This is a genomic window from Streptomyces sp. NPDC005808 (assembly GCF_042871385.1).
In the GTDB taxonomy this organism is placed as follows: domain Bacteria; phylum Actinomycetota; class Actinomycetes; order Streptomycetales; family Streptomycetaceae; genus Streptomyces.
The window spans coordinates 225,290-250,395 of sequence record NZ_JBIAIK010000005.1; the positions used below are offsets into that span (position 1 = coordinate 225,290).

Annotated in this window: 22 protein-coding genes and 2 tRNA genes; 16 read left to right on the forward strand and 8 right to left on the reverse strand. The window is 70.9% G+C overall.

What is annotated here, in order from left to right; translation table 11 throughout:
• Positions 1–365: 365 nt before the first annotated feature.
• The 3 genes from ACFYPC_RS13845 (at position 366) to ACFYPC_RS13855 (ending at position 2,554) form a co-directional block, all read left to right on the forward strand.
• Positions 366–1,604 (forward strand): helix-turn-helix domain-containing protein, encoded by a 1,239-nt coding sequence (locus ACFYPC_RS13845; protein WP_388674722.1) that lies wholly within the window; start codon positions 366–368, stop codon positions 1,602–1,604.
• Between the two features lie 114 nt (positions 1,605–1,718).
• On the forward strand, positions 1,719–2,321 hold the full coding sequence (gene orn / locus ACFYPC_RS13850) for an oligoribonuclease (protein WP_388674724.1): 603 nt from the start codon (positions 1,719–1,721) through the stop codon (positions 2,319–2,321).
• 160 nt (positions 2,322–2,481) lie between these two features.
• Positions 2,482–2,554, forward strand: a tRNA-His gene (locus ACFYPC_RS13855).
• An 80-nt stretch (positions 2,555–2,634) separates the two neighbouring features.
• Here ACFYPC_RS13855 and ACFYPC_RS13860 read toward each other — a convergent pair.
• Both ACFYPC_RS13860 and ACFYPC_RS13865 read right to left on the reverse strand, forming a co-directional pair.
• Positions 2,635–3,462: a serine/threonine protein kinase gene (locus ACFYPC_RS13860; RefSeq protein WP_388674726.1), complete on the reverse strand. Its 828-nt coding sequence runs from the start codon at positions 3,460–3,462 to the stop codon at positions 2,635–2,637.
• Positions 3,463–3,550: 88 nt separating this feature from the next.
• Complete coding sequence (locus ACFYPC_RS13865; protein ID WP_388674728.1) at positions 3,551–4,606, reverse strand: LacI family DNA-binding transcriptional regulator; 1,056 nt, start codon at positions 4,604–4,606, stop codon at positions 3,551–3,553.
• Positions 4,607–4,985: 379 nt separating this feature from the next.
• On the opposite strand from ACFYPC_RS13865, the gene ACFYPC_RS13870 reads away from it, so the two are divergent.
• From ACFYPC_RS13870 to ACFYPC_RS13885, 4 genes are all read left to right on the forward strand, one after another.
• The gene (locus ACFYPC_RS13870; RefSeq protein WP_388674730.1) at positions 4,986–6,305 is read left to right on the forward strand and encodes an extracellular solute-binding protein; all 1,320 of its coding nucleotides are present in this window, start codon (positions 4,986–4,988) and stop codon (positions 6,303–6,305) included.
• Positions 6,306–6,310: 5 nt separating this feature from the next.
• Positions 6,311–7,327, forward strand: coding sequence for a carbohydrate ABC transporter permease (locus ACFYPC_RS13875; protein ID WP_388675244.1), 1,017 nt, complete (start codon positions 6,311–6,313; stop codon positions 7,325–7,327).
• 35 nt (positions 7,328–7,362) lie between these two features.
• A complete protein-coding gene (locus ACFYPC_RS13880; protein WP_388674732.1) occupies positions 7,363–8,271 on the forward strand; it encodes a carbohydrate ABC transporter permease in 909 nt (302 codons plus the stop codon).
• A gap of 115 nt (positions 8,272–8,386) precedes the next feature.
• The gene (locus tag ACFYPC_RS13885; RefSeq protein WP_388674734.1) at positions 8,387–9,814 is read left to right on the forward strand and encodes a GH1 family beta-glucosidase; all 1,428 of its coding nucleotides are present in this window, start codon (positions 8,387–8,389) and stop codon (positions 9,812–9,814) included.
• A gap of 326 nt (positions 9,815–10,140) precedes the next feature.
• On the opposite strand, the gene ACFYPC_RS13890 is transcribed toward ACFYPC_RS13885, so the two are convergent.
• The 3 genes from ACFYPC_RS13890 to ACFYPC_RS13900 form a co-directional block, all read right to left on the reverse strand.
• Complete coding sequence (locus ACFYPC_RS13890) at positions 10,141–10,920, reverse strand: NAD(P)H-dependent oxidoreductase (protein ID WP_388674736.1); 780 nt, start codon at positions 10,918–10,920, stop codon at positions 10,141–10,143.
• 206 nt (positions 10,921–11,126) lie between these two features.
• Positions 11,127–12,521 carry a sensor histidine kinase gene (locus ACFYPC_RS13895; protein WP_388674738.1) on the reverse strand — a complete coding sequence of 465 codons (1,395 nt, stop codon included), beginning with the start codon at positions 12,519–12,521 and terminating at the stop codon, positions 11,127–11,129.
• 28 nt (positions 12,522–12,549) lie between these two features.
• Entirely contained in the window at positions 12,550–13,239 is a 690-nt protein-coding gene (locus tag ACFYPC_RS13900) for a response regulator transcription factor (RefSeq protein WP_388674740.1), read from the reverse strand.
• 258 nt (positions 13,240–13,497) lie between these two features.
• Between ACFYPC_RS13900 and ACFYPC_RS13905 the strand changes: the two genes are divergently transcribed.
• Positions 13,498–14,013, forward strand: a complete 516-nt coding sequence (locus ACFYPC_RS13905) for a hypothetical protein (RefSeq protein WP_388674742.1) — start codon at positions 13,498–13,500, stop codon at positions 14,011–14,013.
• 18 nt (positions 14,014–14,031) lie between these two features.
• Here the strand turns inward: ACFYPC_RS13905 and ACFYPC_RS13910 are convergent, their stop codons facing one another.
• Together ACFYPC_RS13910 and ACFYPC_RS13915 are read right to left on the reverse strand one after the other, a co-directional pair.
• Positions 14,032–14,952 (reverse strand): spermidine synthase, encoded by a 921-nt coding sequence (locus ACFYPC_RS13910; protein ID WP_388674744.1) that lies wholly within the window; start codon positions 14,950–14,952, stop codon positions 14,032–14,034.
• Between the two features lie 166 nt (positions 14,953–15,118).
• Entirely contained in the window at positions 15,119–15,556 is a 438-nt protein-coding gene (locus ACFYPC_RS13915) for a hypothetical protein (RefSeq protein WP_385732836.1), read from the reverse strand.
• Between the two features lie 299 nt (positions 15,557–15,855).
• Between ACFYPC_RS13915 and ACFYPC_RS13920 the strand changes: the two genes are divergently transcribed.
• Positions 15,856–17,421 (forward strand): hypothetical protein, encoded by a 1,566-nt coding sequence (locus ACFYPC_RS13920; protein ID WP_388674746.1) that lies wholly within the window; start codon positions 15,856–15,858, stop codon positions 17,419–17,421.
• A 37-nt stretch (positions 17,422–17,458) separates the two neighbouring features.
• Here ACFYPC_RS13920 and ACFYPC_RS13925 read toward each other — a convergent pair whose 3' ends face one another.
• Entirely contained in the window at positions 17,459–18,055 is a 597-nt protein-coding gene (locus tag ACFYPC_RS13925; RefSeq protein ID WP_388674748.1) for a histidine phosphatase family protein, read from the reverse strand.
• 288 nt (positions 18,056–18,343) lie between these two features.
• On the opposite strand from ACFYPC_RS13925, the gene ACFYPC_RS13930 reads away from it, so the two are divergent.
• The 7 genes from ACFYPC_RS13930 (at position 18,344) to ACFYPC_RS13960 (ending at position 25,005) form a co-directional block, all read left to right on the forward strand.
• Positions 18,344–19,393, forward strand: coding sequence for a phosphatase PAP2 family protein (locus ACFYPC_RS13930; RefSeq protein WP_388674750.1), 1,050 nt, complete (start codon positions 18,344–18,346; stop codon positions 19,391–19,393).
• Entirely contained in the window at positions 19,344–20,549 is a 1,206-nt protein-coding gene (locus ACFYPC_RS13935) for a hypothetical protein (protein ID WP_388675246.1), read from the forward strand. Before ACFYPC_RS13930 ends, ACFYPC_RS13935 begins: the two co-directional genes overlap by 50 nt.
• Entirely contained in the window at positions 20,540–22,135 is a 1,596-nt protein-coding gene (locus ACFYPC_RS13940) for a hypothetical protein (RefSeq protein ID WP_388674752.1), read from the forward strand. Before ACFYPC_RS13935 ends, ACFYPC_RS13940 begins: the two co-directional genes overlap by 10 nt.
• A gap of 5 nt (positions 22,136–22,140) precedes the next feature.
• Positions 22,141–23,478, forward strand: a complete 1,338-nt coding sequence (locus ACFYPC_RS13945) for an AAA domain-containing protein (protein WP_388675249.1) — start codon at positions 22,141–22,143, stop codon at positions 23,476–23,478.
• A 152-nt stretch (positions 23,479–23,630) separates the two neighbouring features.
• Positions 23,631–24,020, forward strand: a complete 390-nt coding sequence (locus ACFYPC_RS13950; protein WP_385732846.1) for a hypothetical protein — start codon at positions 23,631–23,633, stop codon at positions 24,018–24,020.
• A gap of 303 nt (positions 24,021–24,323) precedes the next feature.
• A complete protein-coding gene (locus tag ACFYPC_RS13955) occupies positions 24,324–24,941 on the forward strand; it encodes a bifunctional DNA primase/polymerase (protein WP_388674754.1) in 618 nt (205 codons plus the stop codon).
• Positions 24,932–25,005 (forward strand) — tRNA-Lys (locus tag ACFYPC_RS13960). The genes ACFYPC_RS13955 and ACFYPC_RS13960 overlap by 10 nt, the downstream gene beginning before the upstream one ends.
• Positions 25,006–25,106 lie beyond the last annotated feature (101 nt).

The following is a 25,106-nucleotide window of genomic DNA, read 5'->3' on the forward strand; positions in this document are numbered from 1 at the left end:
CACGCACCCACTTCTTTTCAGCCAACTTCTACGTATGGCTCGTTCCTTGGTCGAACGACCCCCCACCCCCCGTGCGACCTGCGCTGAAAGGACCGCAGAGGGCTCGCGCACCCTACGTGGATTGGCCACTGGCACGAGGCGTACTTCCCTGCACGGCCCACGAGTGCAACGCTTCGTGATCGAATGCTTCACGCCAAGTTGCCTTGTCGACATTCTGTTGAGTATCGAACTGGTCACCTTGGCGCCACGGGACACAGTAGATTCGATCTTGACGTCTTACGGCGGGGGACTCGTGCAGGACCGAGGGGAAACGTGCAGGAGCGACACAACCGAGGAGCCGCGACCACCGAGGGGGGCTTAGCAGGATGAGCCACGACTCCACTGCCGCGCCGGAAGCCGCGGCCCGGAAACTTTCCGGGCGACGCCGCAAGGAGATCGTCGCGGTGCTGCTGTTCAGCGGCGGCCCCATCTTCGAGAGTTCCATACCGCTGTCGGTGTTCGGGATTGACCGCCAGGACGCCGGCGTACCGCGCTATCGCCTTTTGGTGAGCGCGGGCGAGGAAGGCCCGCTGCGGACCACAGGGGGCCTGGAACTCACCGCGCCACATGGCCTGGAAGCGATCTCGCGGGCAGGCACGGTGGTCGTGCCCGCCTGGCGGTCGATCACCTCGCCGCCACCGGAGGAGGCGCTCGACGCACTGCGCCGAGCGCACGAGGAGGGCGCCCGCATAGTCGGACTGTGCACCGGCGCCTTCGTACTGGCCGCGGCGGGTCTGCTGGACGGCCGTCCGGCGACCACCCACTGGATGTACGCGCCGACGCTCGCCAAGCGCTACCCGTCCGTCCACGTCGACCCACGAGAACTCTTCGTGGACGACGGAGACGTACTGACATCAGCGGGTACGGCGGCCGGAATCGACCTCTGTCTCCACATCGTGCGGACGGACCACGGCAACGAAGCGGCTGGCGCGCTGGCCCGTCGCCTGGTGGTTCCCCCGCGCCGCAGCGGCGGCCAGGAACGCTACCTCGACCGGTCCCTGCCGGAGGAGATCGGCGCCGACCCCCTCGCGGAGGTCGTCGCCTGGGCGCTGGAGCATCTGCACGAGCAGTTCGACGTGGAGACGCTGGCGGCACGTGCGTACATGAGCCGGCGGACCTTCGACCGCCGTTTCCGGTCGCTCACCGGGAGCGCTCCCCTGCAGTGGCTGATCACTCAGCGGGTGCTCCAGGCGCAGCGTCTCCTGGAGACGTCGGACTACTCGGTCGACGAGGTGGCGGGCCGTTGCGGCTTCCGTTCGCCGGTCGCGTTGCGGGGTCACTTCCGGCGCCAGCTCGGCTCGTCGCCGGCCGCGTACCGGGCCGCGTACCGGGCCCGTCGTCCGCAGGGCGCCGACCGGCCCTCGGACACGGACAGCGGCGCGGGGCCGGTGGGACCGCCACCGTCCATCCACCATGAGAGCTCGGTTCCGTCGCAGACCCGCCGTACGGCGGCCGCGGGCGTCGTCGGTGCGTCGGCGTCCATGTCGACGGACGCGGGCAAGGTGGGCCCGGAGCTGTACGCGGCGGGACGGGCGAGCCTTCCGGGACAGCGCAGCGTCCAGTAGTCCCACCATTCCCACCATTCGCGCCGTTCTCAGCGGGCGGGGGCCCTCGGGTCCCCGCCCGTGCCGTATACGCGAGCGGTTCACCTGGGCGTAGTGGGCCGTAGGGTGAGGCACATGAACGATCGCATGGTGTGGATCGACTGCGAGATGACCGGTCTCTCGCTGTCGGATGACGCGCTCATCGAGGTGGCCGCGCTGGTCACCGACTCTGAGCTGAACGTACTCGGTGAAGGCGTGGACATCGTCATCAAGCCGCCTGACAGGGCGCTGGAGACGATGCCGGACGTGGTGCGCGCCATGCACACGAAGTCCGGTCTCCTCACCGAGCTGGCCGCGGGCACGACCTTGGCGGACGCCGAGGCGCGGGTCCTCGCCTACGTACGTGAGCACGTCAAGGAACCGGGCAAGGCCCCGCTGTGCGGAAACTCGGTGGGCACGGACCGGGGGTTCCTCCTCCGTGACATGGCGGCGCTGGAGGAGTACCTCCACTACCGCATCGTGGACGTCTCCTCCGTCAAGGAGCTGGCCCGCCGCTGGTACCCCCGGGCGTACTTCAACAGCCCGGCCAAGAACGGCAACCACCGCGCCCTCGCCGACATCCGCGAGTCCATCGCCGAGCTCCGCTACTACCGCGAGGCGATCTTCGTCCCGCAGCCCGGCCCCGACTCGGAGACCGCCCGCGCCATCGCCTCGAAGCACGTCCTGCCCGTCGAATAGAACCGTCCAAGGCCTTCGGAACCTGCCGAGTCCCTGCGGAGCCGGACAGTCCATTCTTTTGTCGGGGCCCTGATGGGCCCCCACAAAAGCCGGGCGCGAGCACCCCTTCGGACCCTGTACACTTTTTCTCGGCCGGTCGGAGAAACTCAGACCGGGCATGGTGGGTGTAGCTCAGCTGGTAGAGCACCTGGTTGTGGTCCAGGATGCCGCGGGTTCAAGTCCCGTCACTCACCCTGAACGATCAAGGCCCGACCTGGAAACAGGCCGGGCCTTGTTCGTGTTCGCACCCGCACCCGCACCCGCCCCCTCGGCTTCACGCGCCCCGGGGTGTGTTGGCGGCGCGCCACGCGGCGGCGAAGGTGTGGACGTTCTCGAAACGGGCGCCGGGGTCGGCCTCGGTGGCGAGTTCGACGACCGCCAGCTGCTGGGGTGTGCCGCGCCAGGCGCGTTCCTCGTCACCGGCGTCGAGGAGGAGGCGGGCCGCTCGACCCAGGGTGAACACGGTCGTACGGGTGTCGATCACGGACCCGCGTACGAACTCCTCGGGTGCCATGAACCGCCGGGAGCCCGGCAGCCGGTCCTCCTCCAGCACGAAGGGACCCGGCCGGTACTCGTCGAGGTCGACCAGGTGGGTCACGTCGCCCGCGAAGTCGTGGAGCAGCGCGCCGTCGTAGAAGTCGACCGCGATCTGGCCGGCGGACTCGACCGCGAGGTGCGCGTCGAGGACCCGGTCGAAGGCGCGCAGGACGCGGTCGGTCGGGAGGGCGCGGAAGCGGGCCATCGGGCTGTCCGGGCTGGTGCGGTCCCGCGGTCCGTCGAGAGTGGGGTGGTACAGCACCTCGCCGTCCCGCCAGGGCATGACCACCGCCCAGCTCTGCCGTACGGCGATCCGGTGGACCTGCGGCACGATCGCCCGGTGTCGCACCGTCCGGTGGAACGCCCAGCCGCGCTCCAGTGACCGCCGCGCGTCGTCGGTGACCGCCTCCTTGACGAACCAGCGCGAGCCGTCGAGCAGTTGCACCCCGTAGGACACGCACCCCGAGTCCTGCTCGCGGTATCCCTTGAACACCTCTCCCAGCCGGCCCAGATAGGGCTCCACAGCAGGTACCTCGTCGACTCCGAGCAGGGGATGCAGAACCATGCCGCCACCCTGCCTCACCGGACCGCGCCCCCGCTGCCCTTCGGCGGCGACCACGCCGACGGGTACCGACCCCGGCCCAGCGGCCGCGTCACGAGGACGCCCGGGCCACCAGCTCCGTGGGCAGGACGACCTGCCGCTTCTCCAGCTCCCGGGATACCGCCGGGCGGCGGTCCGCGATCTCGTCGAGAAGGAGGTCGATCATCGCGCGGCCCATCAGTTCGATGGGCTGGCGCACGCTGGTGAGAGGAGGGTCCATATGGCGGGCGATGGCGGAGTCGTCGTACCCGACGAGGGCCACGTCGTCCGGTATACGGCGGCCCTGTTCGCGCAGGACCTGGCGGGCGCCGGCGGCCATGACGTCGGAGCCTGCGAAGACCGCGTCGAGGGAGGGGCAGCGGGAGAGGAGTTCCGTCATCGCTCGGCGGCCGCCCTCCTCGGTGAAGTCGCCGGGGACGATCAGCCGGTCGTCGGGCTCCCGGCCGGCCTCGCGCAGGCCCTCGCGGTAGCCGTCCACGCGGCGCTGGGCGCCGAAGACGTCCAGCCGGCCGGCGAGGTGGACTATCGTGCGGCGGCCCCTGGCGACCAGGTGCTCGACGGCCGCGCGGCCTCCGGCGTAGTTGTCCGAGTCGACGGACGGCAGGATCTCCTCCGCCGAGCGACGGCCGCTGATCACCGCCGGGATCTGCAGCTCGGAGAGGAGATCGGGGAGCGGGTCGTCCGCGTGGACCGAGACCAGGAGGACGCCGTCCACCCGGTGCGCGGCCAGGTACTGGGCCAGGCGTTGGCGCTTGCGGTCGCTGCCCGCGAAGATCAGCAGGAGCTGCATCTCGGTGTCGGACAGCGCCGCTCCGACCCCCCGCAGCATGTCGGAGAAGTACGGCTCCGCGAAGAATCGGGTCTCGGGCTCGGGGACGACGAGGGCGATCGCGTCGGTGCGGTTGGCCGCGAGGGCGCGGGCCGCGGTGTTGGGGACGTAGCCGAGCTCCGCGACCGCGGCCTCGACGGCCGCGCGGGTCGCGTCGCTGACCCGTGGGGAGCCGTTGATCACCCGGGACACCGTCCCGCGGCCCACTCCGGCCAGCACGGCGACCTCCTCGATGGTCGGCCGCCCGCCGCTCCGGCCCCGCGCTCCGTGGCCTGCCATCGTGGTCGCCTCCCGTCACACCGCGGATCACTCCGCGACTGGCCTGGAATCTAACAGCCCTGTTCATGAACCCGAGCCCGCAGGTGCCGTCCGTACCGCACCCCCGTACCGGATCGGAAAGGCGCCGACGTCAGCCGAATTCGTAGCATCTCCTGCCGTTCGCTAACGGCCCGATAACCGAAGGCAGTTCTCCGCGTCAGCTCCCTTGACACCCCTGCGCGAACCGACGACTCTTCAACACATCACTTATGGGAGCGCTCCCATGGTACCTGACACATACACATCCCGCACGTTCCCCGCCCGAGCCGCAGCGTGAACACACGGGCCCAACAATGCAGTTGGCCGGGGGGTCGGCACGTCAGGGCAACAGGAGGACGCAATGCGAGCACGTAACGGGACCGCCCGCAGGGTGGTAGTCCTCGCGACGATCGCGTCGCTGGGCACCGGGCTGCTGGCCGGCTGTGCCGACGACGGCAAGGACGAGGACTCCAACTCGGCGGCAGGCGGTGGCGGCGGCAAGACCAAGATCACGCTCGGCCTCTTCGGCACCGCGGGCTTCGAGGAGTCCGGCCTGTACAAGGAGTACGAGAAGCTCCACCCGGACATCGACATCCAGCAGACCGTGGTGGAGCGCAACGAGAACTACTACCCGGCGCTCATCAACCACCTCACCACCGGCAGCGGTCTCCAGGACATCCAGATGGTCGAAGTCGGCAACATCGCCGAGATCGTCGAGACCCAGGCGTCCAAACTGCTCGACCTGTCGGAGTACGGCAAGGAGAGCGACTACCTCGACTGGAAGTGGAAGCAGGCCACCACCAAGGACGGGCAGACGATCGGGGTCGGCACGGACATCGGTCCGATGGCGATCTGCTACCGCAAGGACCTGTTCGAGGCGGCCGGCCTGCCCAGCGAGCGCGAGGAAGTCGGCAAGCTGTGGACGGGCAGCTGGGACAAGTTCGTGGACGTCGGCAAGCAGTACCAGTCGAAGGCGCCCGAGGGCACCACCTTCCTGGACTCCCCCGGCGGTCTGCTCCAGGCGATCCTGAGCGGTGAGACCGAGCGGTTCTACGACTCCGCCGGCGAGGTCATCTACAAGACGAACCCGGCGGTGAAGTCCGCGTTCGACCTCACCGCGCGGGCCGCCGAGGACGGACTGATCGGCAACCAGACGCAGTTCCAGCCCGCCTGGGACACGACGATCGCCAACAGCAAGTTCGCCGCGATGTCCTGCCCGCCGTGGATGCTCGGCTACATCAAGGGCAAGTCGAAGGCCGACGCGGCCGGCAAGTGGGAGATCGCCCAGGCTCCCAAGTCCGGCAACTGGGGCGGCTCTTTCCTGACCGTGCCCAAGGCCGGCAAGAACACCGAGGAGGCCGCGAAACTGGCCGCCTGGCTGACGGCGCCCGAGCAGCAGGCCAAGCTGTTCGCCGTGCAGGGCAGCTTCCCGAGCACCCCGGCGGCGTACGACTCGGCCGCGGTGAAGGACGCGAAGAACGACATGACCGGTACGGCGCCGATCGGCACGATCTTCGCCGAGGCCGCCAAGAACATCCCGGTCCAGACGATCGGCCCGAAGGACCAGATCATCCAGCAGGGGCTGACCGACAACGGCGTGGTTCTCGTGACCCAGGGCAAGTCTCCCGAAGAGGCCTGGAACAACGCCGTGAAGACCATCGACAACAACCTGGAGCAGTGACCGGTATGGCCGCCCGGCACGACATCGCCGCGCCCCCCGAGCAGGAGGGGGGCGCGGCCCCGGCCGACCGGATCCCGTCAACTGCGCCCACGGAGACGGACGTTCGACGCCGGGCGCGGCTCTCCCGCCGATGGCAGCGGGACATGCGCTGGAGCCCGTACGCCTTCGTCTCTCCGTTCTTCCTGCTCTTCCTCGCCTTCGGTCTCTTCCCGCTGATCTACACGGGCTGGGCCTCGCTGCACACGGTGGAGCTGACGGCGCCCACCGACATGGACTGGGTGGGCCTGCGCAACTACACCCGGATCTTCGACGACGACTTCTTCTGGAACGCGGCGAAGAACACCCTGACCATCGGGATCATCTCCACCGTCCCGCAGTTGATGATGGCGATGGGTCTCGCCCACATCCTCAACTACAGGCTGCGCGGCTCGACTTTCTACCGGGTCGCGATGCTCGCGCCGTACGCCACGTCGATCGCCGCGGCCTCGCTCGTGTTCGTGCTGCTCTTCGGCCGCGACTACGGCATGATCAACTGGGCGCTGAACGCCGTCGGGTTCGACCACATCGACTGGCAGAACGACAAGTGGCCCTCGCAGATAGCCGTTTCGACGATCATCATCTGGCGCTGGACGGGCTACAACGCGCTGATCTATCTGGCCGCGATGCAGGCCATCCCGCAGGACCTGTACGAGTCGGCGGCCCTGGACGGCGCCTCGCGCTGGAAGCAGTTCCTGCACGTCACCCTGCCGTCGCTGCGTCCGACGATCCTGTTCACCGTCGTCGTCTCGACGATCGGGGCGAGCCAGGTCTTCGGCGAGCCGCTCCTCTTCGACGCCAACAAGGGCGCCTCCGGCGGCGCCCAGCACCAGTTCCAGACGCTCGGCCTCTATCTGTACGAGCAGGGCTGGGTGAACCAGCACCTGGGCCGGGCCTCCGCCATCGCCTGGACCATGTTCTTGATCCTCATCGTGATCGGGATCGTCAACTACGTCATCTCGCGCCGGCTGCGCGCCAGTAGCTGAGCCGGCGGGTAAGCCAGCAGACAGGAGAACCGGCCGTGACGACGACCCTGACACCCCCGTCCGACCCCGTACAAGAACCGCCGCCCAAGCGTGTCCGGCGTCCCAAGTCGGCCCGCGCGGGAGGGCAGTTGCACGGCGGCCCGATCGCGTACGCCGTGCTCGTGCTGTTCACCATCGGCTCGCTCTTCCCGCTGGTGTGGACGGCGATCGCCGCCTCGCGCGACAACAACCGGCTGGCGCAGACGCCGCCGCCGCTCTGGTTCGGCTCGGGCCTGTTCGACAAGCTCGAACTCGCCTGGAAGGACGCCAATCTGGGCGAGGCGATGCTCAACACCACGATCGTGTCCGGGATTTCGGCGGTCACCGTCGTCGTGCTGTCCACGATCGCCGGGTTCGCCTTCGCCAAGCTGCGCTTCAGGGGCCGTAACGCCATGATGCTGATCATCATCGGCACCATGATGATTCCGCCTCAACTCAGTGTGATCCCGCTGTACATGATGGTCGCCGAGCTCGACTGGACCGACCAGCTCCAGGCGGTGATCTTTCCGTCGCTTGTGAGCGCCTTCGGTGTCTTCTTCATGCGGCAGTACCTGATCCAGGCGCTGCCGAACGAGCTGATCGAGGCGGCCCGGGTGGACGGCGCGAGCAGCTGGCGGGTGATCTGGCACGTGGTGTTCCCGGCGGCGCGCCCCGCGATGGCCGTCCTCGGCATGCTCATCTTCGTGCAGACGTGGAACGACTTCCTGTGGCCGTTCCTCGTGCTGACCCAGATGGGCAACCCGACCGTGCAGGTCGCGGTCGCGGGCCTCGGCCGCGGCTTCACCCCCGACCAGTCCCTGATCATGGCCGGCGCACTGCTCGGCACTCTGCCGCTCCTGCTGGTCTTCGCGGTCTTCGGCAAGCAGATCGTGGGCGGCATCATGCAGGGCGCCGTCAAGGGCTGACACCCTGGTGGGGCCGAGCCACCGCCGTCTCGGCCCCATTCCCCCCTTCTCCCACCACCCCTCCCTCTCCCCCCTCTTACTGTCGGTCTCCACGACCTCCTATGGGAGCGCTTCCATGCCTGAGCCTGTGATGCCCGTGACCTTTCCTCCCGCCTTCCTCTGGGGGGCGGCGACCTCCGCGTACCAGATCGAGGGGGCGGTACGGGAGGACGGCCGCACGCCCTCGATCTGGGACACCTTCAGCCATACGCCGGGCAGGACAGCGGGCGGCGACACCGGTGACCTGGCCGTCGACCACTACCACCGCTACCGCGACGACGTGGCCCTGATGGCGGACCTGGGCCTGACCGCGTACCGCTTCTCGGTCTCCTGGTCCCGGGTGCAGCCGACCGGCCGCGGCCCCGCGGTCCAGCGCGGCCTCGACTTCTACCGCCGCCTGGTGGACGAGTTGCTCGCGCACGGCATCAAGCCGGCCCTCACCCTCTACCACTGGGACCTCCCGCAGGAGCTGGAGGACGCCGGCGGCTGGCCCGCGCGCGACACCGCGCTGCGCTTCGCCGAGTACGCGCAGATCGTGGGCGCCGCACTGGGTGACCGCGTCGAGCAGTGGATCACCCTCAACGAGCCCTGGTGCAGCGCCTTTCTGGGGTACGGCTCCGGGGTGCACGCTCCCGGACGTACGGACCCGGCGGCGTCGCTGAAGGCCGCGCACCACCTGAATCTGGCGCACGGCCTGGGCACTTCGGCGCTGCGAGCCGTGATGCCGCACCGCAACACGATCGCGGTGAGCCTCAACTCCTCGGTTGTCAGGCCGGTTTCACAGCACCCGGCGGACCTGTCGGCGGCGCGCCGCATCGACGACCTCGCCAACGGAGTCTTCCACGGGCCGATACTGCACGGCGCGTACCCGCAGAGCCTGCTCACGGCGACGGCGTCCGTCACAGACTGGTCGTACGTCCTGGACGGCGATCTCGCCCTGATCAAACAGCCGTTGGACGCGCTCGGCCTCAACTACTACACCCCGACGCTGGTTTCGGCCGCGACAACCCTGCCGGACGGCCGGCGAGCCGACGGTCACGGCGCGAGTTCGCACTCCCCCTGGCCGGGCGCGGACGACGTCGCCTTCCACCAGACGCCGGGCGAGCGTACGGAGATGGGCTGGACGATCGACCCGACGGGCCTGCACGACCTGATCATGCGCTACGTCCGCGAGGCCCCCGGCCTGCCGCTGTACATCACCGAGAACGGCGCCGCCTACGACGACAAGCCGGACCCGGACGGCCGCGTCCACGACCCCGAGCGGATCGCCTATCTGCACGGTCATCTGTCGGCCGTACGCCGCGCCATCTCCGACGGCGCCGACGTCCGCGGCTACTACCTCTGGTCCCTGATGGACAACTTCGAGTGGGCGTACGGCTACGGGAAACGATTCGGGGCGGTGTACGTGGACTACGCGACGTTGGCGCGCACGCCGAAGTCGAGCGCGCGGTGGTACGGGGAGGCGGCGCGGACGGGAGTACTGCCGGGGGTGGCCATCGAGTAGGCCTGCCCGGGAAAGCGGGGGGAATGGGGGAACGGGGGACGGGGCGCGGCGCTGTGAGGGGAGTGCCGCGCCCCTTGACTGCGGCTTACCGGGCCCGGGCCGGTCGGGGCGGCGCGGTGGGCCCACGACGATCCCGGACGCCGGACCAGACCGGCGCGCCGCCCTGAGCAGCATGAACACCGTGTCTTCATGGGTGTGCGTGGCGCTCGGACGCGCACGTGCAGCGTGCCAAGCGGTCAGGCGCGTACGTGCAGCCTGCGTGGCGGTCAGGCGCGCATGTGCAGCCTGCCTGGCGGTCAGCCGCGCACGTGCAGCCTGCCTGGCGGTCAGCCGCGTACGTGCAGCCCGAAACCCGTGCGGCCCGCGGGCTCCAGTCCCTCCTTCAGGTGCAGCGAGGGGATCTCGTAGTCACCGAAGTTCTGCCGCCGGAACGCGATCGGCTCGGTCGCCTCCAGGGTGAGCAGCCGCTGCTCCCAGGCCTTGGCGACGTCCGGGAAGTCCTCGGCCGTCATCCGGTCGGCGCCGTACAGCACGAAGGGCGGCAGCACCTCCATGCCCGGGAAGTAGAGGACGCCGTGGTGGATCGGGAACAGCAGATCGTCGATGGGACCGTTGATCCCGCGAGCGGCGTAGTGCGACTCCGGGCCGCCGACGGTCACCGACAGCAGAGCCTTTCTGCCCGCGAGGGTGCCTTCGCCGAAGCGCTCGCCGTAGCTGGTGTCGCTGTGCTCGCCCACGCCGTAGGCGAAGTGATGGATGAACACCCGGTCCACCCAGCCCTTGAGGATCGCCGGCATCGTGTACCACCACAGCGGGAACTGGAAGATGACCGTGTCGGCCCACAGCAGCTTCTCCTGCTCGGCGAGGACGTCCGGGGTGAGTGTCCCGGCGTCGAAGGCCCGGCCCGAGTCCAGGGCAACCTTCAGCGGATGTGAGGCGTCGGGGCCGTAGTCCGCGGCGTCCACCACCGCCTTCCAGTTCATCGCGTACAGATCGCTCACCCGTACCTCGTGCCCGGCGGTCTGCAGTGTCGACACCGCGAGGTCCTTCAGCGAGCTGTTGAGCGACTTCGGCTCCGGGTGGGCGTGGACGATCAGCGTCTTCATGGGAACTCCTTCGGATGGGTTGCCCTCGATACTGGGCGCCGCGGCGCCCGGCGTTCAGGGGCGCCTCTTCCGTAGGACGGGGCTTCCTGGTACTGGCAGGACCCCCTTCACGGGCCACCACCGAAGTCGCAAGCGAACACGTTCGCCCTGTTCGGCACGGTCGGCCCACCCACTCGGCCGGTCGCCTCGGACCGCCCAACCGAGCCTCAGCCCACGCCCACCCCCCGCCGACGACGCCGTACAGACCCCCGGTGCCCGCGCCGGACCGGCGCGCGACCGTCGAGCTGGATCCAGATCCGCACCTCCGTCCCCCCGAGCACGGACGAACCGATCCGCACATCCCCGCCCGTCGACTCCGCGAGCCGGCGCACGATGTCCAGGCCGAGCCCCGTCGAGCCGTCGCTCCCTGATCCGCGCCCGCGTGCCATCGCCGCCTCCGGGTCCATGATCCCCGGACCCGCGTCCGACACCAGCACGATCACGGCGTCCTCGCTGTTGTGCACGTCGACCGCGAAGGCGGTGCCCTCCGGGGTGTGCCGGAAGACGTTGCCGAGCAGCGCGTCGATGCAGGCCACGAGGTCGGCGCGGGCGACCGGTATGCGTACCGGACGGTCCACGCCCGCGACCCGCACCTTGCGGCCCTCGTCCTCCGCGAGCGCCGACCAGAAGTCCATCCGCTCGCGCACCACCTCGGACGCGTCGCACCCGGCGACGACACCTGTCGCGGCCGTCTGCGGCTTGGCCTCCCGGGCCGTCCGGATGATCGTGTCGACCTCGCGCTCCAACTGCGCGACGGCCGCCCGGGTCTGCTCGGCGGCCGGTCCGTCGCCCAGCGAAGCGGTGTTGAGCCGCAGCACGGTCAGCGGGGTTCGCAGCCGGTGCGAGAGGTCGGCCGCCAACTCCCTTTCATTGGCCAGCAGTTGTACGACCTGATCAGCCATCGAGTTGAACGCGACCGCAGCGAGGCGCAGTTCGGTCGGCCCCTCCTCGGGCACCCGCGCCCCCAGCCTGCCCTCGCCCAACTCGTGCGCGCCCTCGGCCAGTCGCTGCGCGGGCTGCACCATCCGCACGCCCAGCCGGTCGGCGACCGCGACCGAACCGACGATGAGCGTGACGCCGACCGCGGCAAGAACCGCCCAGGCCGTGCCTATGCCGTTGCTGACCTCCGACTCGGGGACGTACACCTCGACGACGGCGATCTCGCCGGAGCTCAGCGCGACGGGCTGGAGGAGGGTGGAACCGCCGGGGACCTCGGTGGTGGAGGCGCGGCCCAGCTTCCGGGTCGTGGTGATGTCGTCGTCGGTGGCGCGCTGCTTGCCGATCTCGATCTCGACCGCGGCGTCGGCGTCGGCGGCGGCGGCGGCGGCCGGTATGTGCACGGCCATGCCCTGGTCCGAACCCGCGGAGGCGACGACCCGCTCCAACTGGTCCCGGTCGGTGGTGATGGAGAGCGCGGGCGCGATCGCCGCGGCCTCCCGCTCGGCGTTCGAGAACGCCCGGTCCCTGGCCATCTCCTTGATGACAAGGCCGAGCGGCACCGCGAAGGCCACCACGACCATCGTGGTCACCGCGACACACACCTTGACCAGCGCCCACCTCATGGCGCCCACCCCCCGGCCGGCATTCCGCTCATAGCGGTGGCTCCAGCTTCACGCCGACACCCCGCAGGGTGTGCAGATAGCGCGGCCGGGCCGCCGTCTCGCCCAACTTCCGCCGCAGCCAGGACAGATGGACGTCGATGGTCTGATCGTCCCCATAGGCCTGCTGCCACACCTCGGCCAGCAGTTCCCTGCGTGCCACGACAACACCGGGCCGCCCGGCCAGGAAAGCGAGCAGATCGAACTCACGCCGAGTGAGATCCAGCCGTGTGCCGTCCAGTTCGGCCTGGCGGCGCAGCGGGTCGATGGCGAGCCCGCCGACCCGGATGACCGACGACGGGGGCGTGTCCCCCGCAGGTACCCGGGAGCGGCGCAGGACGGCCGCCATCCGCGCCGCCAGGTGCTCGACCGAGAACGGCTTGGTCAGGTAGTCGTCCGCGCCGTCGTTCAACAGGCGGACGATTTCCGCCTCGTCGTCCCGTGCGGTGGCGATGATCACCGGGACGTCGGTGATTCCGCGCAGCATCTTCAGCGCCTCGGCCCCGTCCAGATCGGGCAGACCGAGGTCGAGGATCACGACGTCGAAGGAGAAATGGGCGACCTCGCGCAGCGCCTCAAGGGCGGTGCCGACACTGCGCACGGTGTGCGCGGCATCGGTCAGATGCCGGATGAGGGCCGAGCGTACGAACTGGTCGTCCTCGACCACGAGCACACTTGCCATGGGCAGGACCGTACGCCATCCGTGCGAGCCGCTCCGGTGCCTGTGGACAACTCGGTACGAGTACGCGCGAGACCGGTTGCGGGCAACAGGACCGGTCTCGTGCGGACTCGTACCGGCCGGTTGTGGACAACGGGACAACGGGACAAAGAGGCAAAGAGGCAAAGAGGCAAAGGGGCAACGCGACCGAGGCCCAGCCGGGCGCGAAGATCCGAGGGACCCCTGGGACGCGTGAGGCGGTCGTGAGGCAGTATGGCCGCGATGCGCAGCGGACTCGTACACGTACTCGCTTGGTCGCTCGCCACGGGCGCGGCGGTCACGCTGTCGTGGTGGGGTGTCCACTCGGTGATGACGGGGACGGCGTACGACCCGCCGCGCGCGCTGCCCATCACGGCGGGCGAGGCGACGGCGCCGCAGGCGAAGCCGCTCGCCACCTCGACGGAGCGGGCCGAGCCCTCGAACAGCCCCTCGGACAAGGCGACGCGGAGCCCCCGGCCGAGCCCGACCCTCTCGAAGTCTCCCGGCGCAAGCTCCTCACCGTCCTCGTCCGGCACCTCGTCGGACCAGGTCAAGAGTTACGACACCGATGGCGGCCGGGCGGTCTTCGCGCTCGGCAGGACGTCCGCGACGCTCGTCTCGGCGACCCCGGGCTCGGGCTGGTCGATGCAGGTGTGGAAGACGGAGACGTGGATCCGGGTGGAATTCAGCTCAGGGGTGGACCGGGTGACGGTGTTCTGCACGTGGCACGACAGCGCCCCGCGGGTGCAGGTGTACTGAGCCTCGGCCGGGGACGGCTCAGCGGAAGACCGATGGGGGCGGCGCGGGTGACGCCACCGCCGCCGCGTCCGTGACCGGCATCGCTCCGCCGGTGAAGTCGGCGAGATCCTTGCCGTGTTCGACCCGTCCGGGATGCGGGTCCGAGGCCGCCCGGCGGGTCAGCTCGGCCAGTGGGAGCGGCTGGGCGGAGCCGACGAGGACGGCGTTCCCGAAGCGTTTGCCGCGCAGCACCGTCGGGTCGGCGATCAGCGCGAGTTCCGGGAAGACGGCCGCGGCGGTGGCGATCTGGCCGCGCAGATGCGCGAGCGGCGGGCCGTCGGCGAGGTTGGCTGCGTACAGGCCGTCGGGTTTGAGGGCCCTGCGGACGTCGGTGAGGAATTCGCCCGAGGTGAGGTGCGCGGGAGTGCGTGCCCCGCTGAACACGTCCGCGATCACCAGGTCCGCCCAGCCGTCCGGCACCTTCGCGAGTCCTTCACGGGCGTCCATGGAGCGCACCCGGATGCGGGCGCCGGGATCCAACGGCAGCTCGCGTCGGACCAGTTGGACGAGGGGCTCGTCGCGTTCGATGACCTGCTGGGTGGAGCGGGGGCGGGTCGCGGCGGTGTAGCGGGCGAGGGTGAGGGCTCCGCCGCCGAGGTGCACGGCGTGTACGGGCTTGCCTGGCGGGGCGACGAGGTCGATGACATGGCCGAGGCGGCGCTGGTACTCGAAGTTCAGATACCTGGGGTCGTCGAGGTCGACGTGCGACTGCGGGGCGCCGTCGATCAGCAGGGTCCAGGCGCGCGCCCGGTCCCGGTCGGGCATCAGCTCGGCGAGCCCGCCGTCGACCGCCTCTACGACGGCTTCGGCGGCGGCCACCTGCCCGCGCCGCGAGCCACGCCCGGCCGCACGACCCGCGTCGCGCCCGTCGTCGGACCGTTTGTTCCTCACCCTTGCCATCCCGCCATTATCGGGGCGTACGGGCGGGTCGGCTCAGCGGCGGGTCCGGTGACAGCCCCGTGGGCGCCTCAGCGGATTCAGTGGCTGCCCTCTGGGGCGCCTCAGCGGATTCGGTGGCTGCCCTCTGGGGCGCCTCAGCGGATTCGGTGGCGCCCCTTTCGGCGCCTCAGCGGCAGTTGTCCGCGGCTTCGATGAGCCGCGCCGCCTCTCCGAGGGCCGCGCGCAGCACCGCCGGGTCGGTCGCGAGGTCCGCGTCGCCCGGCGGAAGAAGCCAGTCCGAGCCCTCGACCGGGGGCTCGGGGGCAAGTCTGAGGCCGCGGCCGTTGGTGTGTGTACAGGTACTGCCGGGCATGTCCCAGGCGTCCGCGGTGCCGGGCGGCACCAGGAAGCCGAGGGTGTCGCACCCGTCGTCGTGCAGCACGGGTCCGACGGCGTCGCCCGAGCCACGGCGCAGGATGTCGACCGCCTCCAGGCCCTGCCGCGTGGGCACCGTCACCAGGTCGCAGTCGGCGCCCGGCTCAGGTGGAGCGCTGGACTCCGGCGACGGCCGGTGCTGCGCGGTCGACAGCGACGTACGGAACTCGGTGGTCTGCCTGGTCTCCATCCCGGCCTCCAACACGGAACCCCTCCTCCTGACGAGTGGGTCGGGAGTTCGGGTTGCTCCCGGTCCACAGAGTTCAACGCACCAGAACGTCAACGGCTACGGCGTAACACCGCCGCAAAGGATGGCAGTTCATGGCAGATCGTGGATGAGATATCCGGTTTGTAGCCAAACCCAGCGTAGGGACACCGTCACAGCAGGTACGTTCTTGCCCCGTCGGACACAGGGCACCCATCGGGCACAACCCGGGTAACTCGCCTTGAATCCGGCACGGTTCGACGGTTCGCAGAGAGGGCCCGACCATGGCGTCGTCAACGGTGACCTCGTCCCAGCCCCCCAGGCCATCGCGGCCGAACCTCGCCTTCCGGCGGCTGCGCGCGCAGCGCTCGCCCGGCGAGTTCGCCGCGGCGGTGCGGCGGGCCGCGCGTGAGATCGGCGAGCGGGTGAGCTGCGACGCGCGCTACATCGGGCGCGTCGAGGCGGGCGAGATCCGGTGTCCCAACTACGCGTACGAGCGGGTGTTCCTGCACATGTTCCCCGGCCGCACGCTCACCGAGCTGGGCTTCGCGCCCCGCTCGTCGGTACGCGGGCGCGGGGCGCGCGACACGGACGAAGCGCTCCCTCCGCACACTGCACGCTCTTCGCACGCCTCACCTGAGACGGAGGGGGCGCGCGAGACGTATGAGATGTACGAGGCACAGGACCGGACGTACGAAGCGCAGGACCTTCGACACCGCGCGCATAACCCGCACGATCCGTGCCACTCGTACGACCCACACGATCCGTGCCACTCGTACGACCCTCACGATCCGTACGAGAACCACGAACAGAACCACGAGGAGAGCGACGTGCAGCGTCGCGCATTCATGACGGGAGGCACCGCCACCGTGGCGGCCGCCTCACTGGCGCCCTTCGGGGTCGCGTTCGGCTCCCCCGCCGCGGCGGCGGACCGGCGTGTTCACCGGGCGGGCACGTCCGAGGCCGGCGCCCTCGAAGAGGCCGTACGCAAGATCCGGCTGCTCGACGACCGGCACGGGGCCGACGGTCTCTACCGGCGGGCGGCGGCGCCGCTGCGGACGGCGTACGAGTTGCTCGACGCCGGCACCACCCGGCAGGCTACCGCCGACCGGCTGTACGCGGGCGCGGGTGAACTGGCCATCTCGGTGGGGTGGCTGGCGCACGACTCCGGGCGCTTCGACGACGCGCGCTCGCACTACGCGGAGGCGCTCGCGACCTCACGGATGTCCGGCGACCCGGCTCTGGAGGCGCACGCCTTCTGCAACACGGCGTTCCTCGCGCGCGACGCGGGGCGCCCGCGCGAGGCCGTGCGCGCGGCGCAGGCAGCGCAGCGGGCCGCGCGCCCGCTGGGCTCCCCACGCCTGCTGTCGCTGCTCGCGCTCCGTGAGGCGGGCGGCTGGGCGGGGCTCGCCGACCGGGCGGGATGCGAGCAGGCGCTGGCCCGCGCGCAGGCCCTCTACGAACGGGGTCCTTCGGAGACGGACCCCGAGTGGATGACCTTCTACGGAGAGGCCGAACTGGAGGGTCTGGAGGCGCAGTGCTGGTCGACGCTGGGCGACTGGCCGCGCGCCGCCCGGCACGCACGCAGGGCCGCGGCCCTTCAGGACCCGCACTTCACCCGCAATCTGGCTCTCTACACCGCCGAACTCGCCGACGACCTCGCGCGCGGTGGCCGCCCCGACGAGGCCGCCGTCGCGGGGCTGCGTGTCCTGGACCTCCTCACCGAGGTCCAGTCCTCCCGCATCCAGACCATGCTGGCGGGAACGGCGCGGGTACTGCTGCCGCACCGGAGGGCGTCCGGCGTCGGGGCGTTCCTGGACCGGCACGCGTCGCTGCCGCGCACGGCGTGAGGACCGTCGCCGACGCCGAGGAGGACCGCGGCAGCGCTTACGCGGTCAGGTGTCCGCAGTCGTTCCACGACTCGATCGCAGGTTCGCCATAGGCCCACCCGAGCATCGACAGCGAGGTCGGATTGAGGCGGACGCGAGCCGCGAAGTCGATCGGGAGGCCCAGCCAGCGGGCACCTATGGAGCGCAGGATGTGTCCGTGGGCGAAGATCAGGACGTCACGGTCGGCGGCGCGGGCCCAGGTGACGACCTCGTCCGCGCGCGCGGAGACCTGTTCCAGGGTCTCGCCCTCGGGGACACCGTCACGCCAGATGAGCCAGCCCGGCCGGACCGCCTGGATCGCGGCCGGGGTCATGCCCTCGTACGCGCCGTAGTCCCACTCCATGAGCGTGTCCCAGGCGGTCGCGCGGTCCCCGAACCCGGCGAGTTCGCATGTCTCACGCGCGCGTGCCAGCGGGCTGGTGCGCACCTCCACCCCGTCCAGGCCGTCGAAGGGCGTCCGGTGCAGCCGCTCGCCGAGCAGCTTGGCGCCACGCCTGCCCTCGTCCAGGAGCGGGACGTCGGTCCTGCCGGTGTGCTTGCCGGACAGCGACCATTCCGTCTGTCCGTGCCGGGCCAGCAGGATGCGCGGTGCCATGGGAGAGATGCCTTTCCGATAGGTGTGGGGAGAGGGTCATTCAGGTGTGCGGAGAGGGTCGTCCGGGTGTGCGGGATCGGTTGTTCCATCATCGCGCACCCTCCCGCCGGGCAACCCGGCGGGAGATCTCTGCGTCTTTGACGACCGAGGGCGCCCGTTCAGGGAGTTCGCATACACCGTAAAATCGAATGTGGCCACGGATCTTCGTGTGCAGACTGTGCAGACCTCGCTGTCGGCGGACCGTGCAGACTGTCGGGTCACCGCAAGCAGATGGGGGAGGGCGATCGGATGCCGCAGGCCGACGCACCGCATGCCGAGGCGGCACCACGCGCCCGGCTTCGCCGGTGGACGGAGCTGCGTACCTCCGGGGCATCGCAGGGCCGGCTTCGCTGGTGGACCGAGCTCCCGCTGATCCTGATGGTGTACGCGTCGTACTCGGCAGGCCGGCTGCTCGCCCGGGGCGATGAGGCCGGCGCGGTCGACCACGGCCTGGAGATCCTGCGCATCGAGAAGGCGCTCCGCCTGAACGCCGAGCACCCGTTGAACCGCCTCTTCACCCGCGAGCCCTGGCTCGGCATACCCGCCGACTTCTGGTACGCGTCCCTGCACTACCTGGTCACGCCCGCGATCCTGATCTGGCTCTTCCGGTCCCGCGCCGTGCGCTACCGCGCGGCCCGCACCTGGCTCATGACCTCCACGTTCATCGGCCTGATCGGCTTCACGCTGCTGCCCACCTGCCCCCCACGGCTGCTCGCCGCGAGCCACGGCTTCATCGACACGATGGCCCAGTACAGCGACTACGGCTGGTGGGCCGGCGACGCGAGCGCCCCGCGCGGCCTGGGCGGCATGACGAACCAGTACGCGGCGATGCCGAGCCTGCACGTGGGCTGGGCGCTGTGGTGCGGAGTGATCCTGTGGAAGTACGGCCGTACGCCGGTGGCCAAGGCCGCGGCCGTGGCGTATCCGCTGATCACCACGATCGTCGTGATGGGCACCGCGAACCACTACTTCCTGGACGCGGTCGCGGGTGCCGTGGTGATGGGGGCCGGGCTGCTGCTGACCCCCTTCGTGATGCGGGTCGCGGACCGCTCGAGGACCACGCTGAGCGCGCGTTTCGCGCAGGTCGTGGGCACGCGTTTCTCCCAGGCCCCGGGCGCCTTGATCGCACGGGCCTCGGCGACCTCGCGCGGCGCGGGTTCCTCAGTTGTCAGTGCGGGGTGCCAGACTTCCGCGGGTGAACGATTTCCCCGACAGCGCGAGTCCCGAAGCGGGCCCGGAGCCGAGCCGGGTGCCGCCCCCACGGACGCGGGGGACGGCGCTGCGGCAGCGGCTCGCTGAGCTGCGCGGCCCGGCAGTACCTCCCAAGGCCCTGGACGCGCGCGCCCTCGCGGCGCTCGCCGCCAACCCCGGGTGTGACCGGCGGGCCCTCCTGGATGGCGCGGGGGTCGACAAGGCGAAGCTGGCGGAGGGGCTGGGCTCGCCGTCGGCCTTCGGGCAGTCGCAGTTCGCCTTCATGCGGGGCAACGCGTTCGAGGCCCGGGTCAAGGCCGACGGCGGCGCGGAGCTGCTCCGCCTCGTGCACGAGAAGCTGGACCCGGGTGCCGAGCCGCCCGCGTCGGGGCGCGTGCCCGACCTCTCGGCGATCGGCCCCGAAGGGCGCGCGGCCCGTACGGCCCTCGCCCTGCGCGAGGCCACCGAAGCCGGCGCCTGGACCCTGCTCGACCACCCCATGGTCGCCCTCGACGTCGCCGGCTCCCCCGCCTTCCTGGAGCCCGACGCGGTGGTCGTGCACCCCGACGGCGGCTGGACCGTCGTCGAGATCAAGTCCTTTCCCATGCTGGACGGTTCGGCGGATCCGGCGAAGGTGGGTGCGGCCGCCCGCCAGTCCGCTGTCTACGTACTGGCGCTGGAGGAGATCGCCGCCCGCCTGGATCAGGCGGGCGAGGTCCGCCACCGGATCCTCCTGGTCTGCCCCAAGGACTTCTCCAACCTCCCGACCGCGTCCGCGGTCGACGTCCGCAAGCAGCGCGCGGTCACCCGCCGCCAGCTCACCCGCCTCACCCGGGTCGAGGACATCGCCGACGCCCTCCCCGAAGGCACCTGCTTCTCCCCCGACCTCCCCGCCGACTCCCTCACGGCCGCGGTCGAGTCCGTCCCGGCGACGTACGCCCCGGAGTGCCTGGCAGCCTGCGAGCTGGCCTTCCACTGCCGCGGCCACTCCCGCGCGGAAGGCGCGGTGACGTCCTTGGGGCGCTCGCTGCGCGCCGAGCTGGGCGGACTGACAACGGTGGACGACGTGTTGGCGGCAGCCCACGGCAAGGCTGGGGATCCGGCTGATCCGGCGGTCGCGGCACTGCGCAGGGCGGCGGAGCTGCGGGCCGAGGCGCTGACAGCCCGGCCGCCGGGCTCCCGGCCGTCCGCAGTCCGGCAACCATCAGTCCGGCAAGCATCAGTCCAGTCCTCGGATGTCCAAGGAGGGGCCGCATGTCGCTGATCGCGACCCTCGCCCGCCTAGAAGCCGTCGACAGCGGCCGGGCCCAGCCCACCGCCACCGTGCGGCACCGGCATCTCACCGAGCGGCCCCTCGTGTTCGTGCCGCTGATCACCGCCGGTGAGGCCGGGGCGCCGCTCGGGGCACTCGTCGGGACCGACCGGGATGCGCCACGCCTGCTCGCCGTACCGCAGCCACGGGACCGCGACCTGCGATTCGCGTTCCTCGCCGAGCTCGCGGACGTCGTACTGCCGTACATCGACTCGTACGCGGACGTGGTGGAGGCCGCCGAGCGCAACGAGACCGACCCGGAGACCGGCAAACGCGTCAAGGTCGAGGTCGAACTGTGCGCGGACGCACCGCAGTTGATCGTGCCGAGCCGCTCGGGCGTCGAGTTCGTACGACTCCTCGGGCGCTCCATGCGTTTTCGGCGCACCGCCGAGGAGGAGCCGGAGGCGCCCCATCCGGCGCCGCCCCGGGTGCCGTTGCTCGGGCGGTGGATGACGCACTACGGGGAGCGGGCCCGGGTGCCCGGATCCGCGCTGCTGCTCGCCCTCACCGACGTGCTGTCGCGGCACTGGGCCACCGGGCAGAGCAGTCTGGAGGACCAGCACCTGGGAGCGCTGCTCGCCTGGATCGACCCGGCGGACGGCGCGTCGGGCGCGGAGGCCGCGCTGCGGGCCGAGCTGCTGCGGGACTCCCGGGGGCAGCTCGTGTGTCCGCCCGCCGGACCCGCCACCGACCCGGCCTTCGACAACAGGCTGCTGGCCCCCGCCATCGAGCGCTTCGACCGGGCGCGCACCGCACTCGCCGCCGCCGAGGACGGCATCGAGGCGGACGACCGGCTCGGTGACCTCGTCGCCGCCGAGCGGGAGATCCACGCCCTCGTCGAGAGTGTCACGCGGCCCACCTGGGACGCCGTGTGGCGCGGCCTGGACCTGCTGCGGGAGCTGCCCGAGGGCGCACACGCGGCCGACCGGTGGACCCGCGACCGCTGGTCGTTCACCAGTCACCGGGACCGGATCACCGCGGGCGAACCCCCGCAGCCGCGCCGCGACGACGCGGTCACCGCGGCCAACAAGCTCGCCACACGCGAGCGCGAACAGGCCCGCCTGGAAGCCCAGGAGGCCCTGGACGACACCCTCGTCATGGCCGGACGCCGGCTCGGCGGTGAGGCCTTCGCGGGCGAGGTCACCGATGTCGTCATGGCGTACAGCGAGGGCAAGCGGCCGAGCCCGCGCCCACTGGTCACCGTGCGGACGGACGACCGGCCGCATCTGGGGCAACGGACGAAGGTGTACAGGTCGCTGGGCGGGAAACCGCAGGCGGCGGAGTTCGTCGCGGCTGAGGAGGACGGCGCTCTGATCGTCCTGCGGGTGGTCGACAAGATGGGGCGCGGCAAGGAGCCCGAGGCCGGGTCCGTGCCGGAGAAGGGGGACCTCGTCTGCTTCACGCTCTTCGAGCACGAGCAGCGTGGCGGGGCGAAGCTGCCCGACCCCGAGGAGACGCCCTGGACGCACGGCGGGCCGCCGGGTGAGGCCGACGCCGTACCCCGTCCCGACCCGGTGACGGAGGAGGACGTCCTGTGACATCCGTGACGACAGCCGACTTCGAGCCGGGGGCCGCCGCCACCCGGGCCACCGACGCGATCCTCCACGACACCCTGCACGGCACCCACCGCGGAGTCGTGGTCGACTCCCCGCCCGGCGCCGGCAAGTCCACCCTCGTCGTCCGGGCCGCACTCGAACTGGCCTCCGCGGGACGCCCGTTGATGGTCATCGCGCAGACCAACGCCCAGGTCGACGATCTCGTGCTGCGGCTCGCCGAGAAGGACTCCGAGCTGCCGGTCGGGCGGCTGCACAGCAGCGACCCCGACCCGTACGACAAGGCGCTCGATGGCCTGGCGAACGTACGCAAGTCCACCAAGGCCGCCGATCTGGCGGGCCTCGACGTCGTCATCTCGACCGCCGCCAAGTGGGCGCACGTCAAGGGCGTCGAGCCGTGGCGGCACGCGATCGTCGACGAGGCCTACCAGATGCGTTCGGACGCGCTGCTGGCCGTCGCGGGTCTCTTCGAGCGGGCGCTGTTCGTGGGCGACCCGGGGCAGTTGGACCCGTTCGCAATCGTGGGATCCGAGCAGTGGGCGGGCCTGTCGTACGACCCGTCGGCGTCCGCGGTGACGACGCTGCTCGCCCACAACCCCGAGCTGCCCCAGCACCGCCTGCCGGTGTCGTGGCGGCTGCCCGCGTCGGCGGCGCCGCTCGTCTCGGACGCGTTCTACCCGTACACGCCGTTCCGCAGCGGTACGGACCACGGTGACCGGCGGCTCGACTTCGGTGTCCCGTCGGACGGTTCGGGTCCCGACCGGGTCATCGACGAGGCGGCGGAGGCGGGTTGGGGGCTACTGGAACTCCCGGCCCGGCACACACCCCGTACGGATCCCGAAGCGGTACGGGCCGTGGCCCAGGTCGTACGCCGGCTCCTGGACCGGGGTGGGGCGGCCACGTCGGAGCGGTCCGCCGAGCCGGTGCCGCTGACCGCCGAGCGGATCGCCGTCGGCACGGCCCACCGGGACCAGGCCGCCGCGGTGCGGGCCGCGCTGGCCGAGCTCGGCGTCGCGGACGTCACCGTCGACACGGCGAACCGGCTCCAGGGGCGGGAGTTCGATGTGACGGTGGTCCTGCATCCGCTCTCCGGGCGGCCCGACGCGACGGCGTTCCATCTGGAGACGGGGCGGTTGTGCGTGCTCGCGTCCCGGCACCGGCACGCGTGCATCGTGGTGTGCCGGGCGGGGGTGACGGACCTCCTCGACGACCATCCGTCCACGGAACCCGTTCAGCTGGGGGTCACGGTCAAGTTTCCTGATGGTTGGGAGGCGAACCATTCGGTGTTGTCCCACCTGGGGGAGCATCGGGTGGCTTGGCGGCCCTAGCTCCGGCACGGCGGGGGTAACGGCAGCTCCGGCACGGCGGGCAACCGCCAGGTTCGAGCGCGGTTCCCCGGGCCCTCTTGCGCCGCCGGGGGACAATAGACGGTGGCCCGCCCGCAAGGCGTGCCCTGAGACCCGTACGAGGAGGAGAAGACATGGCGGAGCCCACGCCGCGTCGGAACGAACCGCGGCTACGCCCCGCGCCCCTGCTCTTCGAGCCGGCGGAGGCCGCCGGCGATCCGGAGCATTTCTTCGACCTGGAATCGATAGACGATCCGCGGGCGCTGCTGGCGCGGGCCACGGAGCTGACTCAGGCGTTTCGCGCCGCGGCTGACCGGGCCGTCGAGTTCCAAGCGATCGCCGCCGCTCAGCTCGCTGATCCGCGGCGCTTCGACCGGCTCACCGCGGCTGCGGTCGCGGAGCGGGCCGAGTGGACCGAGGACTACGCGAAGAAGATGATCGAGTTCGGCCGCGATCTGCTTCGGGGGGTGGAGGGGAGCGGGCGGGCGCATGGGCTTGGCCATGGGGTTGGCGATCATGCGTGATGGCGGGGGCGGGGGCGTCCGGGTGGGGTGAGGTGGTGTTTTTTCGCCCCCTCCGCCCCTGCCCGTCCCTTGTTCCTGGGGGGGGCTGCCGCCCCCCAGACCCCCGCATCGGCCTGGACGGCCTCGTCCTCAAACGCCGGACGGGCTGAAAGATCTCCCCGGCCCGGGGCTGAACGCCGGGCCGGCTGAAACAGCTCACCTGGCATATGCCGAGGCGCGAAGATACTCCACCCCACCTTCCCCTGTCCCGGTTTCAGGCAACTCTCGGAGATCGCGCACTCACTCCCGGTAGATGTTGTTGCCATGAGCAGCGCACCGAACTCAGCAGGCAAGCTCGACATCTCGGGCGTCACGTCCGAGGGGGTCGCCTGGCTCGCCTCGGCAGGAACGTATCCGCGCAGCACCCTCGCACTCTGGGAGGAACAGCCGAACGCCCCGGTCGTCCTGCCCTGTGGAAGCACCTTCGACGTGGTGAACGTCCCGGCGGTCTTCGGGCGGTGGATGCTCGACCGGCTGTGGGACGAGGGCCCCGGCTCGGGCCCGGTGGCCGCGTACCGGGGGCGGATGCTGTTGTTCGCCGCGCCAGGTACCGCGCAGCGACTGCCCTCGCTTCTCGAATGGGAGGAGTGGGGCTCCCGGAGCGACGGGATTCCGCCTTTCCTCTGCCACGGCACCGGCGACGCGGTCACCGTCCCCGCGCCGAGCGCCCACGACTGCGGCGGGCCGAGCCCCGCCACCCGCCTGGAGTCCCGCTGGCTCGTCGCCCCCGACACCCGGCACCCTTGGCTCCCCGGCCCCGAAATCCTGCTCTGGGCGGCCGTCCGGGCAGCCCGCGCGGCCGCCTCCACGGCGGTGCGGATATCGATTTTTCCTCCCCAGGACTTGGATGCTAAGGTCTACGACGTCAGCAGGCGCCGCTAGCTCAGTTGGTTAGAGCAGCTGACTCTTAATCAGCGGGTCCGGGGTTCGAGTCCCTGGCGGCGCACGCTGGCGATGGCGAGGCTTGTTCGCGGAAAACGCGACCTGTCTCGCCATCGTCGTTTTTGCGCGGCTTCGCCGCGCGTTGCGGGGCTTCGCCACCCCAAC